General features: G+C 69.1%; 14 protein-coding genes. 6 read left to right on the top strand and 8 right to left on the bottom strand.

Annotated elements, in window-relative coordinates; translation table 11 throughout:
* Positions 1 to 333 precede the first annotated feature (333 nt).
* The 4 genes from ACWDR4_RS12090 to ACWDR4_RS12075 all read left to right on the top strand — a co-directional run bounded on the left by ACWDR4_RS12090 (position 334) and on the right by ACWDR4_RS12075 (position 4,718).
* Complete coding sequence (locus ACWDR4_RS12090) at positions 334 to 1,578, top strand: ABC transporter substrate-binding protein (RefSeq protein WP_450407165.1); 1,245 nt, start codon at positions 334 to 336, stop codon at positions 1,576 to 1,578.
* Between the two features lie 70 nt (positions 1,579 to 1,648).
* Positions 1,649 to 2,608 (top strand): carbohydrate ABC transporter permease, encoded by a 960-nt coding sequence (locus ACWDR4_RS12085; protein WP_450407163.1) that lies wholly within the window; start codon positions 1,649 to 1,651, stop codon positions 2,606 to 2,608.
* Entirely contained in the window at positions 2,608 to 3,441 is an 834-nt protein-coding gene (locus ACWDR4_RS12080) for a carbohydrate ABC transporter permease (RefSeq protein ID WP_450407160.1), read from the top strand. The genes ACWDR4_RS12085 and ACWDR4_RS12080 overlap by 1 nt, the downstream gene beginning before the upstream one ends.
* Before the next feature lie 89 nt (positions 3,442 to 3,530).
* Positions 3,531 to 4,718, top strand: coding sequence for an ABC transporter ATP-binding protein (locus ACWDR4_RS12075; protein ID WP_450407158.1), 1,188 nt, complete (start codon positions 3,531 to 3,533; stop codon positions 4,716 to 4,718).
* Positions 4,719 to 5,128: 410 nt separating this feature from the next.
* Here ACWDR4_RS12075 and ACWDR4_RS12070 read toward each other — a convergent pair whose 3' ends face one another.
* The 4 genes from ACWDR4_RS12070 to ACWDR4_RS12055 form a co-directional block, all read right to left on the bottom strand.
* On the bottom strand, positions 5,129 to 5,500 hold the full coding sequence (locus tag ACWDR4_RS12070; RefSeq protein WP_450407412.1) for a MerR family transcriptional regulator: 372 nt from the start codon (positions 5,498 to 5,500) through the stop codon (positions 5,129 to 5,131).
* A gap of 63 nt (positions 5,501 to 5,563) precedes the next feature.
* On the bottom strand, positions 5,564 to 6,604 hold the full coding sequence (locus tag ACWDR4_RS12065; RefSeq protein WP_450407155.1) for an MDR family NADP-dependent oxidoreductase: 1,041 nt from the start codon (positions 6,602 to 6,604) through the stop codon (positions 5,564 to 5,566).
* Positions 6,605 to 6,806: 202 nt separating this feature from the next.
* Complete coding sequence (locus ACWDR4_RS12060; RefSeq protein ID WP_450407152.1) at positions 6,807 to 7,415, bottom strand: nitroreductase family protein; 609 nt, start codon at positions 7,413 to 7,415, stop codon at positions 6,807 to 6,809.
* Between the two features lie 290 nt (positions 7,416 to 7,705).
* Positions 7,706 to 12,925, bottom strand: coding sequence for a family 43 glycosylhydrolase (locus ACWDR4_RS12055; RefSeq protein ID WP_450407149.1), 5,220 nt, complete (start codon positions 12,923 to 12,925; stop codon positions 7,706 to 7,708).
* A gap of 311 nt (positions 12,926 to 13,236) precedes the next feature.
* Here ACWDR4_RS12055 and ACWDR4_RS12050 point away from each other — a divergent pair, with 311 nt between their 5' ends.
* Positions 13,237 to 14,724, top strand: coding sequence for a family 43 glycosylhydrolase (locus ACWDR4_RS12050; protein WP_450407147.1), 1,488 nt, complete (start codon positions 13,237 to 13,239; stop codon positions 14,722 to 14,724).
* Between the two features lie 72 nt (positions 14,725 to 14,796).
* On the opposite strand, the gene ACWDR4_RS12045 is transcribed toward ACWDR4_RS12050, so the two are convergent.
* The 4 genes from ACWDR4_RS12045 to ACWDR4_RS12030 form a co-directional block, all read right to left on the bottom strand.
* Positions 14,797 to 15,861: an iron-siderophore ABC transporter substrate-binding protein gene (locus ACWDR4_RS12045; protein ID WP_450407145.1), complete on the bottom strand. Its 1,065-nt coding sequence runs from the start codon at positions 15,859 to 15,861 to the stop codon at positions 14,797 to 14,799.
* The gene (locus ACWDR4_RS12040; protein ID WP_450407142.1) at positions 15,861 to 17,693 is read right to left on the bottom strand and encodes an ABC transporter ATP-binding protein; all 1,833 of its coding nucleotides are present in this window, start codon (positions 17,691 to 17,693) and stop codon (positions 15,861 to 15,863) included. Before ACWDR4_RS12040 ends, ACWDR4_RS12045 begins: the two co-directional genes overlap by 1 nt.
* Positions 17,690 to 19,387, bottom strand: a complete 1,698-nt coding sequence (locus tag ACWDR4_RS12035; RefSeq protein ID WP_450407139.1) for an ABC transporter ATP-binding protein — start codon at positions 19,385 to 19,387, stop codon at positions 17,690 to 17,692. The genes ACWDR4_RS12040 and ACWDR4_RS12035 overlap by 4 nt, the downstream gene beginning before the upstream one ends.
* A gap of 100 nt (positions 19,388 to 19,487) precedes the next feature.
* Positions 19,488 to 20,849: a lysine N(6)-hydroxylase/L-ornithine N(5)-oxygenase family protein gene (locus tag ACWDR4_RS12030; protein WP_450407137.1), complete on the bottom strand. Its 1,362-nt coding sequence runs from the start codon at positions 20,847 to 20,849 to the stop codon at positions 19,488 to 19,490.
* A gap of 84 nt (positions 20,850 to 20,933) precedes the next feature.
* Between ACWDR4_RS12030 and ACWDR4_RS12025 the strand changes: the two genes are divergently transcribed.
* A complete protein-coding gene (locus ACWDR4_RS12025) occupies positions 20,934 to 21,881 on the top strand; it encodes a methionyl-tRNA formyltransferase (RefSeq protein ID WP_450407135.1) in 948 nt (315 codons plus the stop codon).
* Positions 21,882 to 22,085: the final 204 nt, after the last annotated feature.

Raw genomic sequence — 22,085 nt, 5'->3', positions numbered from 1 at the left:
GCTGGCGACCCAGTCGGGTTCGGCGGACGGTTCCGTGTCGAACAGATCGCGCACCCTGCCGTGGAGCAGTGGGAAGTAGCCGAAGTCGATCGCCCCCCCCTTCCATGCCCGCAGGTCCGCTGAGTCGGTCCCACTGGTGGGCCGGGCTGGGTGATTAGGTGCGATATGTGCTTGATCTTGCTTTATGTGGCCTTTAGTGTTCGCCGGGAGGGAAACACTGCGAGGTCCGAGTCCCGTGCCACCGTCCGAAAGCGAGGTGTGGAGCGCGTGCACGCGAGGTGCGGCTGCCAGCCGGTTTCGGGTCAGAAGAAACGTCCCAGAGGGACTCGATGGTTGCGGGCGTTTGCCGTACTGCCGTTGCTGGCGTCGGTGCTCGCCGCTTGTGGCGGTGACGAGGGATCCGGTAGGCCCACCCTCAACTGGTACAACTTCCCCGACGACTCCGGTGCGCTCCAGAAGGCGGCCGACCGGTGCAGCCAGGCGTCGGGCGGCCGCTACAGGATCAGCTACAACAAGCTCCCGCGTGCCGCGGACGGCCAGCGCCAGCAGCTTGTCCGCAGACTCGCCGCCGAGGACGACTCGCTCGACATCCTGGGCCTGGACGTCACCTGGGCGGCGGAGTTCGCCGAGGCACGCTGGATCCGGGAATGGGCGGGGACGGCGAGGCGGCAGGCCGTAGAGGGCACCCTGCGTGTACCGCTGCAGACCTCGACCTGGAAAGGCAAGCTGTACGCCGTCCCGTACAACACCAACACCCAGCTCCTGTGGTACCGCAAGGACCTGGTGCCCACCCCACCCAGGACCTGGGCCGAGATGCTGGACATGGCCGGCGCCCTCGCCCGGCAGGGCAAACCGCACTTCGTGGAGATCCAGGGCGCCCAGTACGAGGGTTTGACCGTCTGGTTCAACACGCTGATCAACAGCGCGGGCGGCTCCATCCTCAACGCGAGTGCGACCGAGCCCTCCCTCGGTCCTCCTGCCGTGCGGGCCGCCGGGATCATGCGTGATCTGGCGAAGTCCCCGGCCGCGGACCCCTCCCTGCCCAACCAGATGGAGGACCAGAACCGCCTCGCCATGGAGTCGGGGACGGCGGCGTTCGAGCTCAACTACCCGTTCGTCTATCCGTCGATGAAGGCGAACAACGCCGAGCTGTTCAAGAACTTCCGCTGGGCGCCGTACCCTCGGGTCGACGCGAACCGCCCGGCACGGCCCACCATCGGCGGCATCGATCTGGCTGTGAGCGCCTACTCGCGCCACCCCGACCTGGCTTTCGAGGCGGCGCTGTGCCTGCGCAACCGGGAGAACCAGCTCACTGCCGCGCTTGAGGGCGGTCTGCCGCCCACCCTGCGCGCCCTGTACGACGAGCCCGCGTTCATGAAGGAGTACCCCTTCTCCAGGGAAGTGCTGGCCGCCCTGGAGTCGGCGAGCGTGCGACCGATCACTCCGGTCTACCAGAACGTGTCGATCGCGGTCTCCCACACGCTGTCTCCGCCGTCCGGGATCAAACCGGAGAGCTCGGTCGACACCATCGGGGAACAGATCGACGATGCCCTGCGATCCGAGGGTGTGATCCCGTGAACCACCACCTCCCGCACCACTCCGTCAGCCGGCGCCGCAGCGCGCGGGTCTCGTCCTCGGGCGGCCCGCGATGAGCGCGCGGGCGCAACCGACCGGAGCCCCGCCGCCCCCCGAGGCGGAGACGGAGCAGGCGGGGCCGGACCGGGCGGCAATCTCGGCGGGCGCCAGGCAGGAGCGGCGGCTCGGCTGGCTGCTCTGCGCGCCCGCCGTCGTCGTCATGATCGCCGTGACCGCCTACCCCATCGGGTACGCCGTCTATCTGTCCCTCCAGCGGTACGACCTGCGCTTTCCCGGACGGGCGGAGTTCGTGGGCCTGAGCAACTACGGGGCGGTGCTGTCCTCCCCGTTCTGGTGGGACGCCTTCTGGGTCACGCTGTTCATCACCGCCGTGTCCGTGGCGATCGAACTCGTCCTCGGAATGGGGCTCGCCCTGGTGATGCACCGCACGATCTTCTGGCGCGGCGTCGTCCGCACATCGGTCCTCATTCCGTACGGGATCGTCACCGTGGTCGCCGCCTTCTCCTGGCAGTACGCCTGGACCCCGGAGCTCGGATACCTCGCCGAGTTGCTGCCCAGCGGGGAGGCTCCGCTGACCGAGCAGTGGCCCGCCCTCTGGCTGATCATCCTCGCCGAGGTGTGGAAGACGACGCCGTTCATGGCCCTGCTGCTGCTCGCGGGCCTCGCGCTGGTCCCTGAGGAGACCCTGAAGGCGGCCATGGTGGACGGCGCCACAGCCTGGCAGCGCTTCACCAAAGTCATGCTGCCGCTGATGAAACCGGCCGTCCTGGTGGCACTGCTCTTCCGCACACTGGACGCGTTCCGGATCTTCGACAACATCTACATCCTGACCGCGGGCGCCCAGGGGACCGGCTCTCTGTCGATCCTCGGGTACGACAACCTGTTCACCGCGCTGAACCTCGGCATCGGGTCCGCGATCTCGGTCCTGATCTTCATCTGCGTCGGGATCATCGCCTTCACCTTCGTCAAACTCTTCGGCACCGCAGCACCCGGCGCGGAGGTGAAGCGCTGATGGCCGAGGTCGGGAAGTCGCATGCCGCCCGCTGGGGTGTCATCAACGTGGTGGTGGTGCTGTACGCCCTGTTCCCGGTGTGGTGGATCGCCGCGCTGTCGTTCAAGGACCCCACCACCCTGACGGACGGCAACTACATCCCCACGGACTGGACCTGGGAGAACTACCAGGGCATCTTCGAGACCGCCGAGTTCACCCGGGCTCTGATCAACTCGATCGGGATCGCCCTGATCGCCACGGTGATCGCGGTGGCGCTCGGCACCATGGCCGCCTATGCGGTGGCCAGGCTCCGCTTCCCCGGCAAGCGGGTGCTCATCGGCATGTCACTGCTGATCGCCATGTTCCCGCCGATCTCTCTGGTGTCACCGCTGTTCAACATCGAGCGGATCATCGGGATCTTCGACACCTGGGTCGGGCTGATCATCCCGTACATGACCTTCTCCTTGCCGCTCGCGATCTACACCCTGTCGGCCTTCTTCCGGGAGATCCCCTGGGATCTGGAGAAGGCCGCCAAGGTCGACGGGGCGACGCCCGCGCAGGCCTTCCGGATGGTCATCGTGCCGCTGGCCGCGCCGGGCGTGTTCACCACGGCCATTCTCGTGTTCATCTTCTGCTGGAACGACTTCCTGTTCGCGATCTCGCTGACTTCCACCGAGTCCGCGCGCACAGTGCCGGCCGCGATCGCGTTCTTCACCGGGAGCTCCCAGTTCCAGCAGCCCACAGGGTCGATCGCCGCCGCCGCTGTGGTCATCACCATCCCGATCATCCTTTTCGTCCTGTTCTTCCAGCGGCGGATCGTCGCCGGACTGACCTCCGGGGCAGTCAAGGGGTGAACGGGCCGACCGTGGCAGACAGGCCACCGGTCCGAGACGCCGACCGCAGTGCTCGGACCCGGAATGCATGAAGGCAAGGAGACACCACCATGGCCGAGATCATCCTTGAGGGAGTAACCAAGCGCTTTCCCGACGGGGCCCTCGCCGTGAAGGACGTGGACCTCGAGATCGCCGACGGGGAGTTCGTGATCCTGGTCGGTCCGTCGGGATGCGGCAAGTCCACCACCCTGAACATGATCGCCGGACTCGAGGACATCACCGAGGGCACCCTGCGCATCGGAGACCAAGTCGTCAACGACCTCGCTCCCAAGGAACGCGATGTCGCCATGGTGTTCCAGAGCTACGCCCTGTACCCGCACATGAACGTCCGGGAGAACATGGGTTTCCCGCTGCGCCTCGCCAAGGTGGACAAGGCCACCATCGACGCCAAGGTGACGGAGGCCGCCCGGATCCTCGACCTGACCGACCACTTGGACCGCAAGCCCGCCAACCTCTCGGGCGGTCAGCGCCAGCGGGTGGCCATGGGGCGGGCGATCGTCCGCGATCCCAAGGCGTTCCTGATGGACGAGCCGCTGTCCAACCTGGACGCCAAACTCCGGGTACAGATGCGCACCCAGATCTCCCGGCTGCAGCGGAGCCTCGGCACGACCACCGTGTACGTCACCCACGACCAGACCGAGGCGATGACGCTCGGCGACCGCGTCGTGGTCATGAGACAGGGCCTGGTCCAGCAGATCGGCACACCTGCTGAGCTGTACGACTTGCCGCGCAACATCTTCGTCGCGGGCTTCATCGGCTCCCCGGCGATGAACTTCTTGAACGCCACCCTGGAGGGCGGTGCCCTGCGCTCGCCCCTGGGCGACCTGACCCTCGACGACCGTACGAGGCAGGCGCTGGAAAGGCAGAACGCACCCCGCGAGGTCATCGTCGGGCTGCGACCGGAGGCATTCGAGGACGTGGCCCTGCCACACGACCGGGACCGGACGGGCCCGGTCTTCACTGCCACCGTGGAGGTACTGGAGTCGCTGGGCTCCGATGTGTATGTCTACTTCACCGCGGAGGGCGGGCCCGCGACGACCACCGAACTGGAGGAGCTCGCCAAGGACTCGGGCCTGCGCGACACCGGCGCCGACACCCATCACATCGTGGCCCGCCTGGACGCCGCTACGCGTGCCCGCGAGGGAGAACCGGTAGAGCTGCAGGTCGACATGGCCAAGGCGCACGTGTTCGACCCGGCGACCGGAGCGAACCTTACGCATCCAGTCAGGGCGGACTGACGACGCACCACGCAGGGCGCGATCCGCATCGCACCCCGCGACTCAAGAGGCGGCTGGTCTTTGTCGACTGCGCAGGCGTCCCGGAAAGGGGGTGTTCCCTGTGGAGGTGGCGCGTGGTGTCAGGCGCCACCAGCGGCCGGTGCAAGGCGCTCTTCTGAAGCGGTTCGGGGACCAGTTAGGGACCACACGGTGTGCGTGATGGTGCACGGGAGGGCTATCGACGCACACCACACGCCCGGATTGCGTCTGATATGTGCCGATAATGTAGGTGACCCTCACTCCTGGGGGGCAAGGGGTCGCAGGTTCAAATCCTGTCGTCCCGACGGTGCGGGACGAAGGGTCTTCGCGGGCGAGAGTCCGTGGAGGCCCTTTTGCATGGGTACACGCGCTGGGCGACGTGGGGCGCGGGTTCACCTGACCCCCGTCTGCCCGGCCAGTCGCGTGCGCAGCCGGGTCAGGCGGTCGATCTCGGCGTCGAGGGCCGCCAGCCTGCGGTGCACGACGCCGGCGCCGGGGCTGCTGTCCGGGTCGCCGCCGGTGCACCGGCGGCTCGGGTCGTCGACGAGCAGCGGGATGCGGTCGACGAAGGCGCACAGGTCGTCCACGGTGAGCCCGAGGGCCAGCAGTTCGCGGATCACCCTGACCCGGGCCACGTCGTCCGGGCCGTACTCGCGCTGCCCGGCGGTCGTGCGCGGCGGCGGTGGCAGCAGACCGCGCTCCTCGTAGAACCGCAGTGCCCGTGGTGTCGTACCCGCCGCTGCCGCCGCGTCCCCGATCCGCATCCCGCTCCTCGCCTTCACCCGTGTCATCCTGTCGACCGGTACGAGGAGCGCGCCGCCGTCAGGTCACCGTCGTGGGAGTTCCACGACGACCGTTCCGGAGTGCCGCCCCTCGAACAGTTCCTGCAACGCCCCGGGAGCGCGATCGATGCCCGGGATCCGTACCTGGGGGAAGACGATCTCGCCGGAGCGCAGCCACTCGCCGAAGCGCTTGTTCCACTCCGCCATGGCCGGGCCTAGGTCGGCGCTGCTGATGCCGTGGAGCGTGATGCCGAGGTTGATGACCCGGAAGGTGTCGATCTCCGCCGGGGCGCTCGAGCCGTCGCCGTCCGGCTCCGCCGACAGCTGACCGGAGAGCGCGCCGACCAGCGCGAACCGAGCGCCGCGGCGGGCCGCGCCGACGGCCGCGGTCAGCTGCTCGCCGCCGACCGTGTCCAGCAGGACGTCGATGCCGTCCGGCGCGGCGGCGGCCAGTTGCTCGGCGAACGGGATCGCGCCCGGCACCAGCACGGCGTCGTAGCCGAGTTCGACCCGGAGCCGTTCCGCCTTGTGCGGGGAGCGGGTGGTGCCGACGACCCGGCCGGCGCCCAGCAACCGGGCCAGCTGCCCCGCCAGGCTGCCCACGGCTCCCGCCGCGCCGGTGACGAGGACCGTGTCGCCGGGGCGCACGACGGCGATCCGGGAGAACGCCGCGTACGCGGGTGCCCCCGACGACAGATACGCCACGGGGTCGGGCAGCGCATCGCCCAGCGGTGCGCAGTCGGTCTCGGCCAGCAGGGCGTGCTCCCGCCAGCCGAGCAGGTGGGTCACCTCGTCGCCGGGACGCAGACCGCCGCCGGGGCCGACCGCGACGACCTCACCGACGGCGGGACCGAACAGCGCGTCGCCGACGCGCACGGGAGGCAGCGGTACGCCCTCGGCCCTGTCCCCGATGAGTGTGCGCAGCCCCGGGAAGACGAGGAAGTACCGGTTGCGGACGACGACTTGGCCCGGCCCGGGCGCGGGCAGCGGTGTCTCGACGACGGACAGGTGGTCGGGCCCGGGCAGGTGCTCGGGCATGCTGACGAGCCGGATCTCCCGGGTCGTGGACGGTGTCTCGGTGCTCATCTCGGCAACTCCAGGCATCAGTTGACGGGGCGTCAGGAATCGGCGCCACGGGCGCTGTTCGGCCGTGGCGGTCGACGCACGCTAATCCCTGACGTACGCGTCAGAGGCAAGACGGCGAGCCCGGATCGCCTCGTCAGAGGCAAGGCGGCGGACCCGGCTCGCCGTCCGTGAACCGCCCGCCCGGATGCCCGGAGTGCCTGTCTCAGCCGTCGTGCCGCACCGGGAGGGGAGTGCCCCACTGCTCCGCGAAGAAGGTCTCCGCCAGGGGCCGCCGTGCACGGGGGGCCGTCTCGCGGTCGCGCAGGTCCGGCGGGAGGAGGTCCGCCGCGGCCAGGGACCCGATCGCGGTGACGGACTGGGGCTGGTAGCCGTCCGGGACGCCCAGCGAGGTGCGCAGCCGGTCCCGGTCGAAGCCGCCCATCTGGTGGGTGTGCAGACCCAGCGCGTGTGCCTGCACCGACAGCTGGGCCACTGCGAGCCCGGTGTCGTACGCGGCGCCGTAGAGCGGGGTTCCGTCGTCGAGGCGCTCCCCGGCGACCGCCGCGACGAGCAGCGAACTGTTCCCCGCCCAGCGGCGGTTGGTGGTCCCGAGGGCGCCGAAGATCCGCTCGTACGTCGAGTCGCCGCGACGGCCGACCAGGAAGCGCCACGGCTGGCTGTTGAAGGCGGAGGGGGCCCAGCGGGCCGCCTCCAGCAGGGAGACGAGTTCCTCGTCGCTGATCGTGCGAGCGGCGTCGAACGAGCGCGGGCTCCAGCGTTCGGCGAGCAGGGGGTGGACGGCCACAGCGGTGTTCGCGGTACGGGGGGACATGCGAGGTGCCTTTCATGGGCAGCGCGGTTGCGGTGACGAGAAGGGGCGGCCGGAGGCCGGAGGCCGGAGAGGCCGGAGCGTGGTGTCAGCTCGCGGACGGACAACCCATGGTGGTGACACGTGCGTAGTCGACGTGGCGGCGGGACACGAGCACGGTCATGCGGCCAGGTAACCACACGGAGGGAGCCGGGCACCAGCACGCCGAGGGCGCGCACACCGGGCGGGCGGTCGGGCCCGGCTCGGTGTGCGCGCCCTCGGGTACGGCTTCCGGCGCGATCGGTGTGTTCGGCCTAGCGGCCGACGACGATGCCCTTCGTCGCGGTCCCCGTGAGGTTGTCGTACACGACGTCTCCCGTGGACTTCTTCCAGATCCGGATGCGGAAGGTGTCCGGTCCGTCCGTCGCCGTGACGCGGAAGGCGTAGCCGCCCACGCCGTTGACCGAGCCGGAGCCCTGGTAGACGGCCTTGGAGCCCGTCACCACCAGCCAGTCGGAGGACGTGGAGCGCAGTCGCACGCCCGCCTTGGACTTGCCGCCCGCCGTGAAGTCGAAGGACGCCGTGCCCGTCGGGACGGTGGCCCCCTTCCGGTAGAAGGCGCCGAAGGAGAAGCCCGCCTTGCCGGTCAGCGCCGGGTCGGCCGGGTAGGCGCCCGCCCGGGACGGGATCACGCCGATGCCCGCCGCGGGGCCCGCCTGGGGGTCGTACACGATCAGCTCGGGGAGCTGGGTCGTGGCCGAGGCTCCGTCGTCGTCGGTCACCGTGATCGTCGGGCGGAGGATGCCCGCCTTCAGGTAGGCGTGGCTCGCCTCACAGGTGCCGCCGGTGACCTTGCCGGACGTCGGGGTGGTGCCGTCCTTCCAGTCGATCCGGCAGGTGTGGGTGTCGGAGCGGCCCGGGTCGGTGAACTTCGCCGTGAGCCGGACCGGGGTGCGCTTGCCCGCCGGGACCGGGGTCCTGGGGCCCTGGGTCGAGGTGATCGACGGGGGTGCGTTGGTGACCGTCACCGTCAGGGTGTCGGTGCTGTGGCCTCCCTTCAGGGTGACCTCGTACGTGCCGTTGTCCGTGCAGGTGAGGGAGGCCGGGATCGTGGTCCTGTTCGAGATCGTGCAGGGGGTCGTCGCCCCGACGCTCCAACTCGGGCTGCCTGCCCCGGAGATGGTGCCCGTGAGCGGGATCGCGCTGCCCTCCTGGCCTGTTGTGTCCGCTCCCGCGTGGACGATCGTCACGGGGTCGATGCTCGACAGGGTCGGGACGACCTTCTTGATCAGGCCGTCGGCGTCGAACTCCAGCTTGTCGATGGTCGTTTCGCGGTGCGTGCCGTCACCGCCGGGGATCGCGAACCGGTGGTAGGCGATGTACCAGTCGTCGGTGTTCGGGACGTGGACCACCGAGTGGTGGCCGGGGCCCTTGATGCCCAGGGAGAGGTCCTTCTCCAGGATCACACCGCGCTTGGTCCAGGGGCCCGTGGGCGAGGAACCGGTCGCGTAGGCCACGCGGTAGTTCTCGTCCCGGGTGTCGTTCTCCGACCACATGAAGTAGTAGGTGCCCTGGCGCTTGATGACGAATGTGCCCTCGTTGTAGCCGCTCGGCGTGATGTCGGTGACCTTCGTGGCGTCGAAGGAGACCATGTCGTCGTTGAGCGGGACCACGTACGCCCTGCCGTTGCCCCAGTACAGGTACGACTTGCCGTCGTCGTCCGTGAAGACCGCCGGGTCGATCATCTGGCCCGTGTAGTCACCGGCCTTCAGCAGCGGCTTGCCCAGGGCGTCCGTGAACGGGCCCGTCGGGGAGTCCGACACCGCGACACCGATGTTGGCGTCGGCGCAGAAGTAGAAGTAGTACTTGCCGTTCTTCTCCTCCATGGTCGGCGCCCAGGCGCGGCTGTCGGCCCAGCTGACGTCGGGACCCAGGTCCAGGATGACGCCGTGGTCCTTCCAGTGGACCAGGTCGGTGGAGGAGTACGCCTTGAACTGCGTACCGCTCCAGCCCTCGAAGCCGTCGGTGGTCGGGTAGATGTAGAAGGTGTCGCCGAAGCGCACGATGTTCGGGTCCGCGTTCAGGCCCGGCAGCACCGGGCTCTTCATCTCCACGGCCGTCACCGTCCAGGTGCGCTTCTTGCCGTCCGAGCCGGTGACCTCGTACTTCACCGGCTCGGTGAAGTCGTGCAGGGTGCCGGAGGCGGGGCTGATGGCCGCGCCGTGGGCCAGGGTGAACTCCGGTGCCAGGGCGGTGACATCGCTGCCCGGGGTGAGCGGCAGGACGATCCTGCTGTCCTTGTCGGTGATGATCGCGTCGGTCTTGAGCGCCGGGTGGGTCGCCGCGGCGATCCCGGTGGTGTTGCCGCTGATCTCCAGGACCTCGGCGGGCGTGAGGGCCCGGTTGTAGATCCGGAAGTCGTCGACCTCGCCGCCGAAGTACGGGTCCGGCGAGTACAGGGACTTGCCGATGTAGCCGGAGTAGTCCTTCGCGGGGTCGTACAGCTCGGACGGCTTGATGGTGACGCCGCTGACGCGGGCCGCCTCGGCGCCGTCCACGTAGAGGACCGCCGTCTCGGTCGCGCCGTTCAGCGTGACGGTGAGGTGCTTCCACTCACCGGCGGTGAGCTGCGAGCCGCCGATCATCTGCTTCTCACCGGACCAGGTCGCCTTGGTGATCGCGGAGAAGAGTTTCCCGCTGCCGTTGGAGGGCGTGGCGAACAGATACTTGTTGCTGTCGGGGCCGAGTCCGAACAGCCACTGGAAGTTGTCGCCGCCCTTCCACTTGACGTATGTGGAGACGGTGACGCTGGTGGTGTCCTTCAGGACCCCGCCCGGGATCTTGACGTACGGCGAGGTGGATGTGCTGGAGCCGCCGGACATCTTGAAGGAGCCGCCCTCGACTCCCGTACCGAAGTCGGGAGTTCGGACGTAGGTGCCGTGGTAGCCGTGGCCGCTGGAGTCCCGGGCGATGCTGCCGCCGGTCTCGTCGAAGTCGTAGTGCAGGAGCAGGTCGGCCGGGACGTCCGGTCCCTCGGCGGAGACCGTGACCTCTGCGGTGACCCCGATCGCGGAGTCGCCCGCCAGGTCGCCCTGCACCGTGAAGGTGCCGGCCTGCGCGTACTGCGACTCGGCCACGGCCTCCCAGGTGACGGCGACGGGCCGCTTCACACCGTCCGCCGACTCGGCGATGACGGTGGCGGGCAGGACCGGGGCGTCACCGATGCGCGTGACGACCTTGACGTCCTCGGCGCTCGTGATGATCTGGTCCGGCTGATAGGTCTTCAGGAGCCGGTCGTACTCGGCCTGAGTGACCGGAAGTACCGTGCCGTGGCGGGGCTTTGACGGCAGGTCGTAACTGGTGGACGGGGTCCAGACGCCGGAGGCCAGGTCCGTCGTCTCGAAGGGGATGTAGCCGCGCCCGCCGAACTCGTCGAGGAACGCGTACCACTTGTCCTCGGTGTTCGACTTGAACACCAGCGGGCCCTCGGCCGCGCTCATCGCGCCCTTGCCGATGCCCTCGGCGACGGCGGTCCAGGAGAGGTTCTTCAGCGAGTCGCTCTTCTCCTCGAAGATGAACTTGCTGTTGGGCGTGGAGGAGCTGTTGTTCCGCTCGTCCTTGGAGAGGCGGAAGTACTCGCCGTCGTGCTGGATGACCGTGGAGTCGATGACCGAGTAGCCGCGGTCGATCCACACCTTGGGCTCGCTGAAGGTGCGGAAGTCACGGGTGGTCGCGTACATCATGCGGTTGTACGTGTCGCCGGAGTGGTCGGCGGTGGTGTACAGCTTCGACGCCCAGAAGACGACGTACGAGCCGAGCTGCTCGTCGTAGAAGGCCTCCGGTGCCCAGGTGTTGCCGGCCGAGTCGGGGGAGACCTTCACCAGGCGCTGGTCGGTCCAGTGGACCAGGTCGGTGGACTCCCACACCATGATGGACTTGCTGCCGGTGCGCTGGGAGGCGTCCCAGTCGCCGTTGCCGTAGATCCGCAGGTCGGTGGCGATCTGGTAGAACTTGTCGCCCTCGGGGGAGCGGATGATGAACGGGTCGCGCAGACCCTTCTCGCCGAGCGTGGAGGTCAGGACGGGCTTGCCGTCGTTCAACTCCCGCCACTTCAAAGGGTCGTTGCCCTTGCTGAGGGCCGCGTAGAGCTGCTCGCCGTCCGAGGTGCCCTCGCCGGTGAAGTAGCTGAACATATAGCCCTTGAGGGCTTCCTTCGCGGGGAGTTCGGGGACCTTGGCCGTCAGCGTGCGGGTCGTGGTGGCCGTGCCCTTGGTGACGGTCGCGGTCAGGTCGACCGTCGTACCGCCGTCGCCGTGCGCGGGGCGGTGGACCACACCGTCGGCCGCGATGACGTCCGGGTTCGCCGAGGACCAGGCAACGGCCGTGCCGTAGACGCCCGTTGAGGGCAGGGTGATGTTCCCTCGTACGTCGTCGATGTTCGGGACGGTCAGTGCCTCGGCGGCTCGCTGGGTGGCCGTGGAGTCGTCGAAGGTGGCCGGGACCGTGACGTCGAAGGTCTTGGTGTCGCTCACCGGGCCCTTCTTCAGGGTCGCCGTGAGCGTGGCGTGGCCGTCCGGTTGGCCTGCGGCCGGGCGGGTCACGGCGCCGCTCGCCGACACCACCGAGGCGTTGTCGGTCGCCCAGGTGATGGCGGAGCCGCCCGCCGGGCCCGCGCTCGGCAGGGTCAGGTCGGCGATCACCGCGCTCGTGTCGCCCAGTGTCAGGGCCGACTTGTCGTCCGCCACGCCCTGGGTGGCGACGGGGAGGGAGAGTTCCTCGACCTCCGTGCCGGCCAGCGCCCGGTCGTAGACGCGGAAGTCGCGGATGTTGCCCTTGAAGAGGTTGTCGCCGGGATAGACCGACTTGCCTATGTAGTTGGCGGTGGTCGCGCCCGAGCCGATGGAGCCGGGGGTGAGGGTGATCGCGGTATTGCGGCCCACCTCCACGCCGTCCTCGTAGAGCACGCCCGTGTTGCCGGTCTGGGTGTAGGTGATCTGCTTCCACACCGCGCGCTGGAGGTTGGTGCCCGCGGACCGCGTCGTCTGCTCCGTCGACCAGTTGCCGCTGGCGATGGAGGTCCGGAAGGAGTTGCCCGTGGTGAACAGGTAGCCGTTGCCGACCGTGCCGCTGGTGTTGCCGAAGCCGTAGATGAAGTACGGGTTGGACTGGGCGGAGTCGACCTTCACATCCATCGAGACGGTGATCGAGTTCAGCCCGCTCATGATGTTGTCCGGCACCTTGATGTAGGTGTCCGAACCGTTGAAGGCGAGCCCCTCACCGGAGTTGGACCAGCCGGCCGTGCCGTTCACCGTGCCCGTACGGCCGTTGCCCGAGGCGTCGGCGACGGCGGTGCCGGAGGCCGCGTCGAGCTTGTACCAGAGGGCCAGACCGTCGGTGATGTCGGCCGCGGCGGCCTGGGCGGGGACGGACATCGCCAACGGCCCGGCGAGGCCGAGGAGAAGGGAAGCGGCGGTCAGTCCGGCGAGCCGTTCTGACCAGCGTCTGGTACGGCCGCGCGATCTCGGGAGGTGCATCGTTTCGGCTTCCTCTGCTCAGGCACGGGGGAGGTGACGGAGGGGCGCAGATTTCGTCTGTGTGTCCTCGCGTTGCGAGAGTGTCAATCGCTGCGACCAGGGGCGTCAAGAGTTTTCGAACAACGTTCGGCAGGTCGGACAACTTGTTTTAACGCGATCGACGTCCACCGGAACCGAAGCTGTCGCAAGCGTTGACGTGCGCATCCCGCGTACCTATGTTCTGGTCGAAGTTACGCACATGGTCCGGGATGTCGAACAACGTGAACAACGTGAACAACGTGAGCAATGTGGCCATAAGAAGGGGACCTGTTGTGTTCCGTACCCGTCACTGGTTGACCCTCCTGGCGGCGCTTCTCGCGCTGCTCGTGCCCGTCGTGGGCATCCAGCCCGCCGCTGCGGCCGAGGGGCGCCCGTACACGAACCCGGTCAAGTCCCAGAAGGGCGCCGACCCCTGGTTGGAGTACTACAACGGCAACTACTACCTGGTCACCACGTCCTTCACCGGCGTCCTGACCATGCGCAAGTCGCCGACCCTGGCCGGTCTTTCGACGGCTCCCAGCGTGCAGATCTGGAGCGACACCACCTCGACCCGGAACAACAACTTCTGGGCGCCCGAGCTGCACTTCTTCGACGGTCACTGGTACCTGTACTACTCCGGCGCACCGAGCGGGGCCGCCTGTTGCGACCAGCAGCGGACGTACGTCGTGGAGAGCGCCGGCACCGATCCGATGGGTCCGTACACCTTCAAGAACCAGCTCACCGGGTCCAACCTCGACCCGGGCGGCTGGCTCATCGACGCCACCGTGCTCAAGTACAACAGCAAGCTCTATCTGGTCGGCAGCGGTGCCATCGGCGGCAGCAAGCAGAGCCTCGTCATCGCGCCGATGACCAACCCCTACACGGTTCAGGGCTCCACCTTCAGCCTCATCTCCCAGCCGACGCTGGCCTGGGAGACCTCCGGGGCGCCCGTCAACGAGGGGCCCGAGCCGCTCTACCACGACGGCCGGACCTTCCTCACCTTCTCCGCGAGCTACTGCCAGACCGCCGACTACAAGCTGGGGCAGCTCGAACTCACCGGCACCGACCCGCTGTTGGCATCGTCCTGGACGAAGAAGCAGACGCCCGTCTTCCAGCGCGACGACGCGGCCGGCGTCTACGGGCCGGGCCACAACGGGTTCTTCACCTCGCCGGACGGCACCGAGAACTGGATCGTCTACCACGCCAACAACTCGGCCTCGGGCGGCTGTGGCAACGGCCGTACCACCCGCGCCCAGAAGTTCACCTGGAACGCGGACGGCACCCCGAACTTCGGCACCCCGGTCGCGCTCGGCACCACACTGCCGGGCCCGGCCGGTGAGACCGCGGTGACCCCGACCGCGTACACCCTGGTGAACCGCAACAGCGGCAAGTGCCTTGACGTGGAGGGCGGGAACACCGCCGACGGCACCAACATCTTCCAGTGGACCTGCAACGGTGGCACCAACCAGAAGTGGCGCATCGAGGACCAGGCCAACGACACCAGCAGGCTGGTCAACGTCGCCACCGGCAAGGTGATGGACACCGCGGACTGCGCCACCGCCGACGGCACCGATCTGCGTCAGTGGTCCTGGCTGAACAACAACTGCCAGAAGTTCAGGCTGGTTTACACAGCCACCGGTGACTACGTGCGCATCGTGAACGAGTCCACCGGCAAGGTCGCCGACGTCGCCGACTGCTCCGGCGCGAACGGCGCCGACGTACGCCAGTGGACCTGGCTGAACAACAACTGCCAGCAGTGGCAGATCAGGCCCACGACGTGAGCCGGTAGCCCCCGTACACATGGCTGTGGCCCGACCGCAACTCCGGTCGGGCCACAGCCATGTGATGAGGCGTCAGCTCGTGGGCTCGGTCACCTTCGTGTCCGTCTTGCCGTCGACGGCCGCAGACAGCTGCGGGACCAGCCGCTCCAGCATGTACGGCAGGCTCAGCACCGACACGAACGACACCGAGTTGCCGTAGTCGCTGCTCTCCTTGACGTAGACCTCGCGGTCCTCCTTGGCCACCTTCAGGTCCGCGTACAGGGCGTCCTTGCGCAGAGTCGCCTTGTCCTTGGTGGTGTCGGTGACGATCCACACGATCGCGTCCGTGTTCAGGAGGTCGGTGCGCTCCTTGCTGATGTTGGCGCCGAACTGGTCACCGATCACCTTGTCCAGGTCGGTGGGCAGCTTGAAACCGAGGTTCGTGAGGATGCGCGAGCGCGGGTCCTGGCTGCCGAAGACGAAGATGCCCTCGTACGGGGTCGCCATCAGGCCGGTCTTGCCGGCGAACTCGGGGTGCTCGGAGGCAGCCGTCTTGAAGTCGGCCTCGACGCCGGTGACCAGCTCCTTGGCCTTGGTCTCCTGGCCGAGCGCCTTGCCGATGATCTCGGTCTGGTCCTGCCACGGCACACCGAAGTCGTTGTACTCCTTCGGCTGGGCCACCACCGGAGCGAACTTCGACAGCGTGTCGTACTGCGCCTTCGTCAGACCGCCGTACACCGCGAGGATCAGGTCGGGCCTGAGCGCGGCGATCTTCTCCGCCGACGGGCCGGTGCCGGTGTCCTTGAGGACGGTCGGCACCGCCGCGCTGCCCAGCTTGTCCGCGGCCCACGGGCCGATGGCGCCCTTGTAGCCGCCCAGCCACTCGGTCGTACCGACCGGCACCTTGCCCAGCGCGAGCACGGCGTCCTGGTCGGTCAGCCCGACCGTGACGATCCGCTTCGGCTCGGACTTGATGGTCGTGCTGCCGTACTTGTGCGTCAGGGTCACCGGGAAGGCGGAGTCGGCGGACGCGCTGGCCGTGGAGCCCGCCGTGTCGGAGGAGTCGTCCTCGGAACCGCAGGCGGTGGCGGTACCGAAGAGGAGCAGTACGGAGGTGAGCGCCGCGGCGAGCCGAGAGCCTCTGTGAGAGCCGAGCATCAGTGGTCCTTCATGGTGGTGGTTGTGTCGGTGCTGGGACGTGGCGTGGGGGGCTTCTCGGCTGTGGTGCGGGTACCGGACCAGGCCTCCCACAGGGAGGCGTAGGTGCCGGCCGCCGCGCACAGCTCGTCATGGGTGCCGCTCTCCACGATCCGCCCGCCGTCCATGACGACGATCCGGTCCGCGTCCGCGGCCTGGGTGAGACGGTGGGCGACCACGAGGGCGGTGCGGTCCTCGATCGCCCGGTCGGCTGCCTTCTCCAGCAGCCGCGCGCCGGTACTGCCGGCCTCGGCCGTCGCCTCGTCCAGCACGGCGACCGGAGGATCCGCCAGCACCAGCCGGGCCAGGGCGAGTTGCTGCACCTGGGCGGCGGTGAGCCGGTGTCCGCCCTCGCCGACGACGGTGGCCAGGCCCTCGGGCAGTGCCGACACCCAGTCCAGCGCGTCCACTTCGGTCAGGGCCGTGCGCAGGGCCTCGTCCGTCGCGTCGGCGCGCGCGAGCCGCAGATCGTCGGCGAGGGGGCCCGCGAAGACGTGCGTCTCCTGGGTGACCAGGGCAACGGGCAGGCTGTCGGCGGACGTTGACACACCGGTGAGGTGAATCGTGCCGGACGTCGGCTGGTGCACCCCCGCGATGAGCTTGGCCAGCGTCGTCTTGCCCGCGCCGCTCGGCCCGACCAGCGCGACCCGCTCCCCGGCGGCGAGCGTGAGATGCACGTCCCGAAGGACGGGACGCCCGGGTACGTACTCGTGGTGGACGCCGGTCACGGTGACCGTCCCGGGCTCTCGGTGCTGTGCCGTGGGCGCCGGGGGAGTGGCCTCGGGGGCCGGTACGTCCGCGACGCCGACCAGCCGGGCCAGCGCGGCCGTCGCCGACTGGGCGTCGTCGAGCAGGGCGAGGGCCTGGTTGACCGGGCCGAAGAGGCTGTGGAAGTAGAGCGCGGCGGCTGTGGCCGTACCGATGGACACGGAGTCGGCGCGCACCAGCAGGAACCCGGTGACCAGGACGGCGGCGAGGCCGGTGTACTCGGCGATGTGCAGCCGGTTGTAGAAGTCCAGCACCAGCCGCACGCCCCGCATCGTCAACGTGACCGCAGCGGACGACCGTTGGGTCACGGACTCGGTGTGCGGCTCCTCCAGCCGGAACGCCCGTACGGTCCCGGCGCCCGCGATGGTGTCCAGCAACTGCTGCTGCTGGGACCCCATGGCGATGCGCTGCTCGGCGTACAGGGGCACGGCGTTGCGTACGTACCAGCGCGCGGTCCCCGCCTGGATGGGCACCGCGAGCAGCGCGGCCAGCAGGAAGCGCCAGTCCAGGGCGGCCAGCGCGGCGAAGGTCAGCACGATGGCGAGCAGGGAGCGGGCCAGCTCGGGCAGCGCGTTGCGCACCGCCTCGCCGACCACCGAGACATCCCGGGTGACACGGGCGTTGAGATCGCCGGATCCGGCCTTCTCCACCTGCTCCAGGGGCAGTTGCAGCGCCCGCTCGACGAACCGCTCGCGCAGCTGGGCCAGTACGGTCTCGCCGAGCCGGGACACCAGGGACAGCCCGAGTGCGGTGGTGCCGCCCTGGGCGACGGCCACCAGGACCAGGAGGACGACGGGCAGGGTGAGTTCGTCCGGCGGGCGCTGGTCGGCGACCAGGTCCACCATGCGGCCCAGCAGCGGCTGGACGAGCAGTCCGACCGCGGTCGCGGCGACCATCACGGCGAAGGCGCCGACGGCCAGACGGCGGTGCGGGCGGACGAGTTCGCCGACCGCGGCACGGGTGCGCCGGGGCGTCGCCGTGGGGAGCAACTCCCGTGTCGGGCCGGGGAGTTCGTGGTCGCTCATGACAGCACCGCCGCTCGGTAGGTCTCGTGACGGTGTATCAGATCGGTGTGCGGGGCCGTGTCGGTCACCCGTCCGTCCTCCAGCAGGACGACCCGGTCGGTGACCGACAGCAGCGCGGGACTCGTGGTCACCAGCACCGTCGTACGGCCCTTGCGGATCTCCCGGACTCCGGTGGCGATGCCCGCCTCGGTCACCGCGTCGACGGCGGTGGTCGGATCGTGGACCACCAAGACGGGCCGCTCGGCCGCCAACGCCCTGGCCAGCGCGACGCGTTGACGCTGCCCGCCGGAGAGGGAGCGGCCCTGCTCACTGACCGCCGTGTCCTCACCGTCCGGGAGGGTCTGGGCGACCTGGGCCACCCCCGCCGCCGTCATCGCCGGTTCCGGGTCGGCCGCGTCGGGGGCCGCCGCCGTGACGTTGCTGCGGACGGTGCCCTCGAAGAGGTCCGCGTCGTGCTCGGCCACCAGCAGCGCGGTGCGCAGCTCGGCCGGGTCCAGGTCCCGCAGGGGTACGCCGTCCAGCTCGACGGTGCCCGCCTCCGGGTCGGACTGCCGGGCCAGACAGCGCAACAGGTCGGTGGCGTGCGCGGGGTCGGTCGCGACCACGCCGAGCAACTCACCCGGTGCGATCTCCAGGTCGAGGCCCCGGAGCCCGCCGAGGCTGACGCCGGTGAGGCGGACCGCGCCACGCACCGGCTCGGCCAGGGTCGCGGTGCCCGGGGTGACGGAGTGCGGGGCGGCCAGCACCTCCGCGATCCGGGTGGCCGAGGCGCGGCCCTGGGCCAGCTCGGCGTTGACCCACGCGAGCACCTCCAACGGGCCGAGGAGGAAGAGGGCGAGCCCGACCGCCGACACCAACTGGCCGAGACTGATGTCCCCTTGGGCGGCGAGCCGGCCGCCGACCAGGGCGACGGCGGCGATCAGACAGCCGGTGAGGGTGAGCACCATCCCGCTCTGGAAGGCCTGCGCGCGGGCCGCCTTCAGGGTGGCCTGGAGGGAGTCGCGGCTGGTCGTGCGGTAGCGGGCCAGGGCGGTCGACTCGCCGCCGATGCCCTTGAGGACACGCAGGCCGGCCACCAGGTCGGCGGCGACGGCCGAGGCGTGCGCGGCCCGCTCCTGCTCGGCCTCGCTGCGCGACTCCAGCGGCTTGCTCAGCAGATGGCCCAGCCACAGCAGCACCGGAGTGCCGAGCAGCACGACCATGCCGAGCGTGATGGACGTACGCAGCAGGACGACCGCGCTGACGAGGACGCCGGCGAGGGCCGAGATCCCGGCCATGACGGCCATGTTGACGGCGCCGACGCGTTTGGCGTCCTCGGTGGCGATGTTGGCGAGGGCGCCGGGCAGCCGGCCCTCCTCCGCGCCGCCCCCGGGAGCCAGGACCCGGCGTACGAGGGATATACGGAGGGTGTGTTCGGCCTGGGCGGCGGCCCGGTCGGCGGACCAGGCGCTGAAGCGCCAGCTCAGCGCGAGACCGACGTAGACGACGGCGAGGACGACGAGCCAGCTCACCAGGGAGCCGGTGTCGGAGTCCGTGACGGCGCGGTCGATGACCAGACCGATCAGGACCGGCACCATCGCCTCGCCCAGCTGGTGGCCGGAACCGAGCAGCGAGCCGACGGCGACGTCGCGCCGCTGCCCTCTGACCGTCTGTCGCAGGACGTCCCGCCCCGACAGCTGTGAAGGACTACTCACCCGTAACCCCTCTGGGATCGGACGACACTTTGGGCCGGTAAGGCCTGCCTAAGTGCGTGTGCGTGCACTTGGGCAGGCCTAAAACTTAGGTGAGGCTACTCTAAGTTGAAGATGGTTGCCCAGCGCTCGCGTGCGCATCGACCGCATCGACCGTGCGACGGTCGAGCAGGGAGTCGAGGATCTCTCCCGAGCGTACGGCGGTCGTCGACAGCAGGGTCGAGGTGAGACCGTGCGTGTGCTCGGTCGCACCCTGGAGGTAGATGCCGGCGGTGACTTCGGGCGCCGCCTCGACCCGGTGGTCACGGCCGACCCGCACGGCGTCGTTGTCGTCCCGCAGGCACAGTTTCGCCGCTCTGCCCAGCAGGGAGTCGAGGTCCCGGGGGCGATAACCGGTGGCGTGCACGAGCACGTCGCAGGAGAGCACCTCCCGTTCTCCGGTGGGGAGATACTCGACGGTGACGTCCAGCCGGTCGTCCAGCTGCTCGACGTCCCGGATGCGGGAGACGTTGCGCATGCGCAGCCGCTCGTTGCCCTGGACCTTCTCGCGGTACATCGTGGCGTACAGCGACTCGATCAAGTCCATGTCCACCACTGAGTAGTTGGTGGAGCGGTGGTAGTCGTACAGGGACTGTTTCACCTCCGGCCGGGAGCGGAAGTAGACGTCCACCGCCTCCGGGTCGAAGATCCGGTTGGCGAACGGGCTGTCGTCGGCGGGCGTGTAGCCGTATTTGGCGAAGACCGCGCAGACCTCGGTGTCGGGGAAGGAACGGTGCAGGAAGTCGACCGCCTCGGCGCCGCTCTGACCCGCGCCGAGGACGAGAATGCGGTCCACGGAGGCACCCGTATTGCTCAACTCACGGGTACGCGGCACCAGTTCGCTGTTGTGCCAGATGCGGTCGGACAGCGCGGTGCCGGGCGGCACGTGCGGTTCGAGACCGACGGCCACCGAGATGTTGCGGGCCCGCCGGACCACCGTACGCTCCGGCGCGCCGGGCACGCGGCTGACGACATCGAACCAGCGGACCTCGCCGCCCTCCGTCAGCACGGGCTCCACGGAGACGACTTCGGCGTCGTACGAGACCTGGTCCGCGACCCGGGCCGCTGCCCACTCGAAGTACTCGTGGAACTCGATCCGCAGCGGGAAGAGGGTCTTCGCGTTGAGGAAGTCCACCAGCCGGCCGCGGTCCCGCAGGAAACACAGGAAGCTGAAGTCGCTGGTCGGGTTGCGCATGGTGACCAGGTCCTTGAGAAAGGACACCTGCATGGTCGCGTCGTCGATGAGCATGCCGCGGTGCCAGCCGAACCGTGGCTGGCGCTCCAGAAACTCGGCGTGAATGCGCTCCTCAGGCGCGGCTTGTGCGTTGTGTTCCGCGATGGCTATGGCCAGCGCCAGATTTGACGGGCCGAAGCCGATACCGAGCACGTCATGGATGGCGTCCGGTTCGTCGTGCAGTGCGTTCACCGCAACTTCCCTTCCCCTAGGCGCACTGATGTTAAATAAGGTTAGCCTTACCTTGCAATGGTGTGTCCTACGGAAGGATCGACTATGCGGGTCGTCATGTTCGGCTATCAGACCTGGGGGCATCGCACGCTCCAGGCCCTGCTGGACTCCGATCACGAGGTGGTCATGGCGGTCACCCACCCCAAGAGCGACCACGTATACGAAAAAATCTGGGACGACTCGGTGGCCGACCTCGCCGAGAAGAACGGCATCCCGGTGCTGCTGCGCAACCGCCCGGACGATCCCGAACTCCTGGGCGCGCTGCGGGAGTTGGCGCCGGACCTGATCGTCGCCAACAACTGGCGCACGGTCCTGCCCCCGGAGATCTTCGACCTCCCCGCGCACGGCACGCTCAACATCCACGACTCCCTCCTCCCGGCGTACGCGGGCTTCTCCCCGCTGATCTGGGCGCTCATCAACGGCGAACGGGAGGTCGGCGTCACCGCCCACCGCATGAACGCCGAGCTGGACGCCGGTGACGTGCTGCTTCAGCGGTCGATACCGGTGGGCGCGCGGGACACGGTGACCGACCTCTTCCATCGCACTGTGGACTTGATCACACCGGTCGTCCACGAGTCCCTGGGACTCATCGCGTCGGGCCGCGCGGACTGGATCCCTCAGGACCGCAGCAGGGCGAGCTTCTTCCACAAGCGGTCGTTGGAGGACAGCCGTATCGACTGGACGTGGCCGGCGGAGGCGATAGAGCGCCTGATCCGCGCTCAGTCGGACCCGTACCCCAACGCTTTCACGCATCACAAGGGCCAGCGCATCCGCATCGTCGAGGCCGCGGTCTCGGAGGGCTGCTACGGCGGCACCCCGGGCCGCATCTTCATCCGCGAGGGCGACGGCATCGTGGTCGTGGCGGGCGCGGAGGCCCGGAACGGGCGGCTGCGGGGCCTGCTGGTGAAGCGGGTGCGGACGGAGGACGGGGCGGAGATCGCGGCGACGGAGTACTTCCGGACGATGGGCGGGTATCTGACGGCGCGACCCTGACGTCGCTTTCTCGCCCCCGCCGCCCTTACCCGTTCCCATCCCTGGGGGCTGTGCCCCCAGCCCCCCTTTGTCGCGCTGAACGCGCTTGTCCTCAAACGCTGGCCGGGGCTGGTCTTTTGGCCCGTCCGGCGTTCGAGGACGAGGCCCGTTGAGGGCCGTAGCGGGGGTCTGGGGGCGCAGCCCCCAGGGATGGGACGGGTAGGG

This window comes from Streptomyces sp. NPDC000878 (assembly GCF_053599695.1).
The sequence above is the reverse complement of the archived record's forward strand: the minus strand, read 5'-3'. Positions and strand labels throughout refer to the sequence as shown.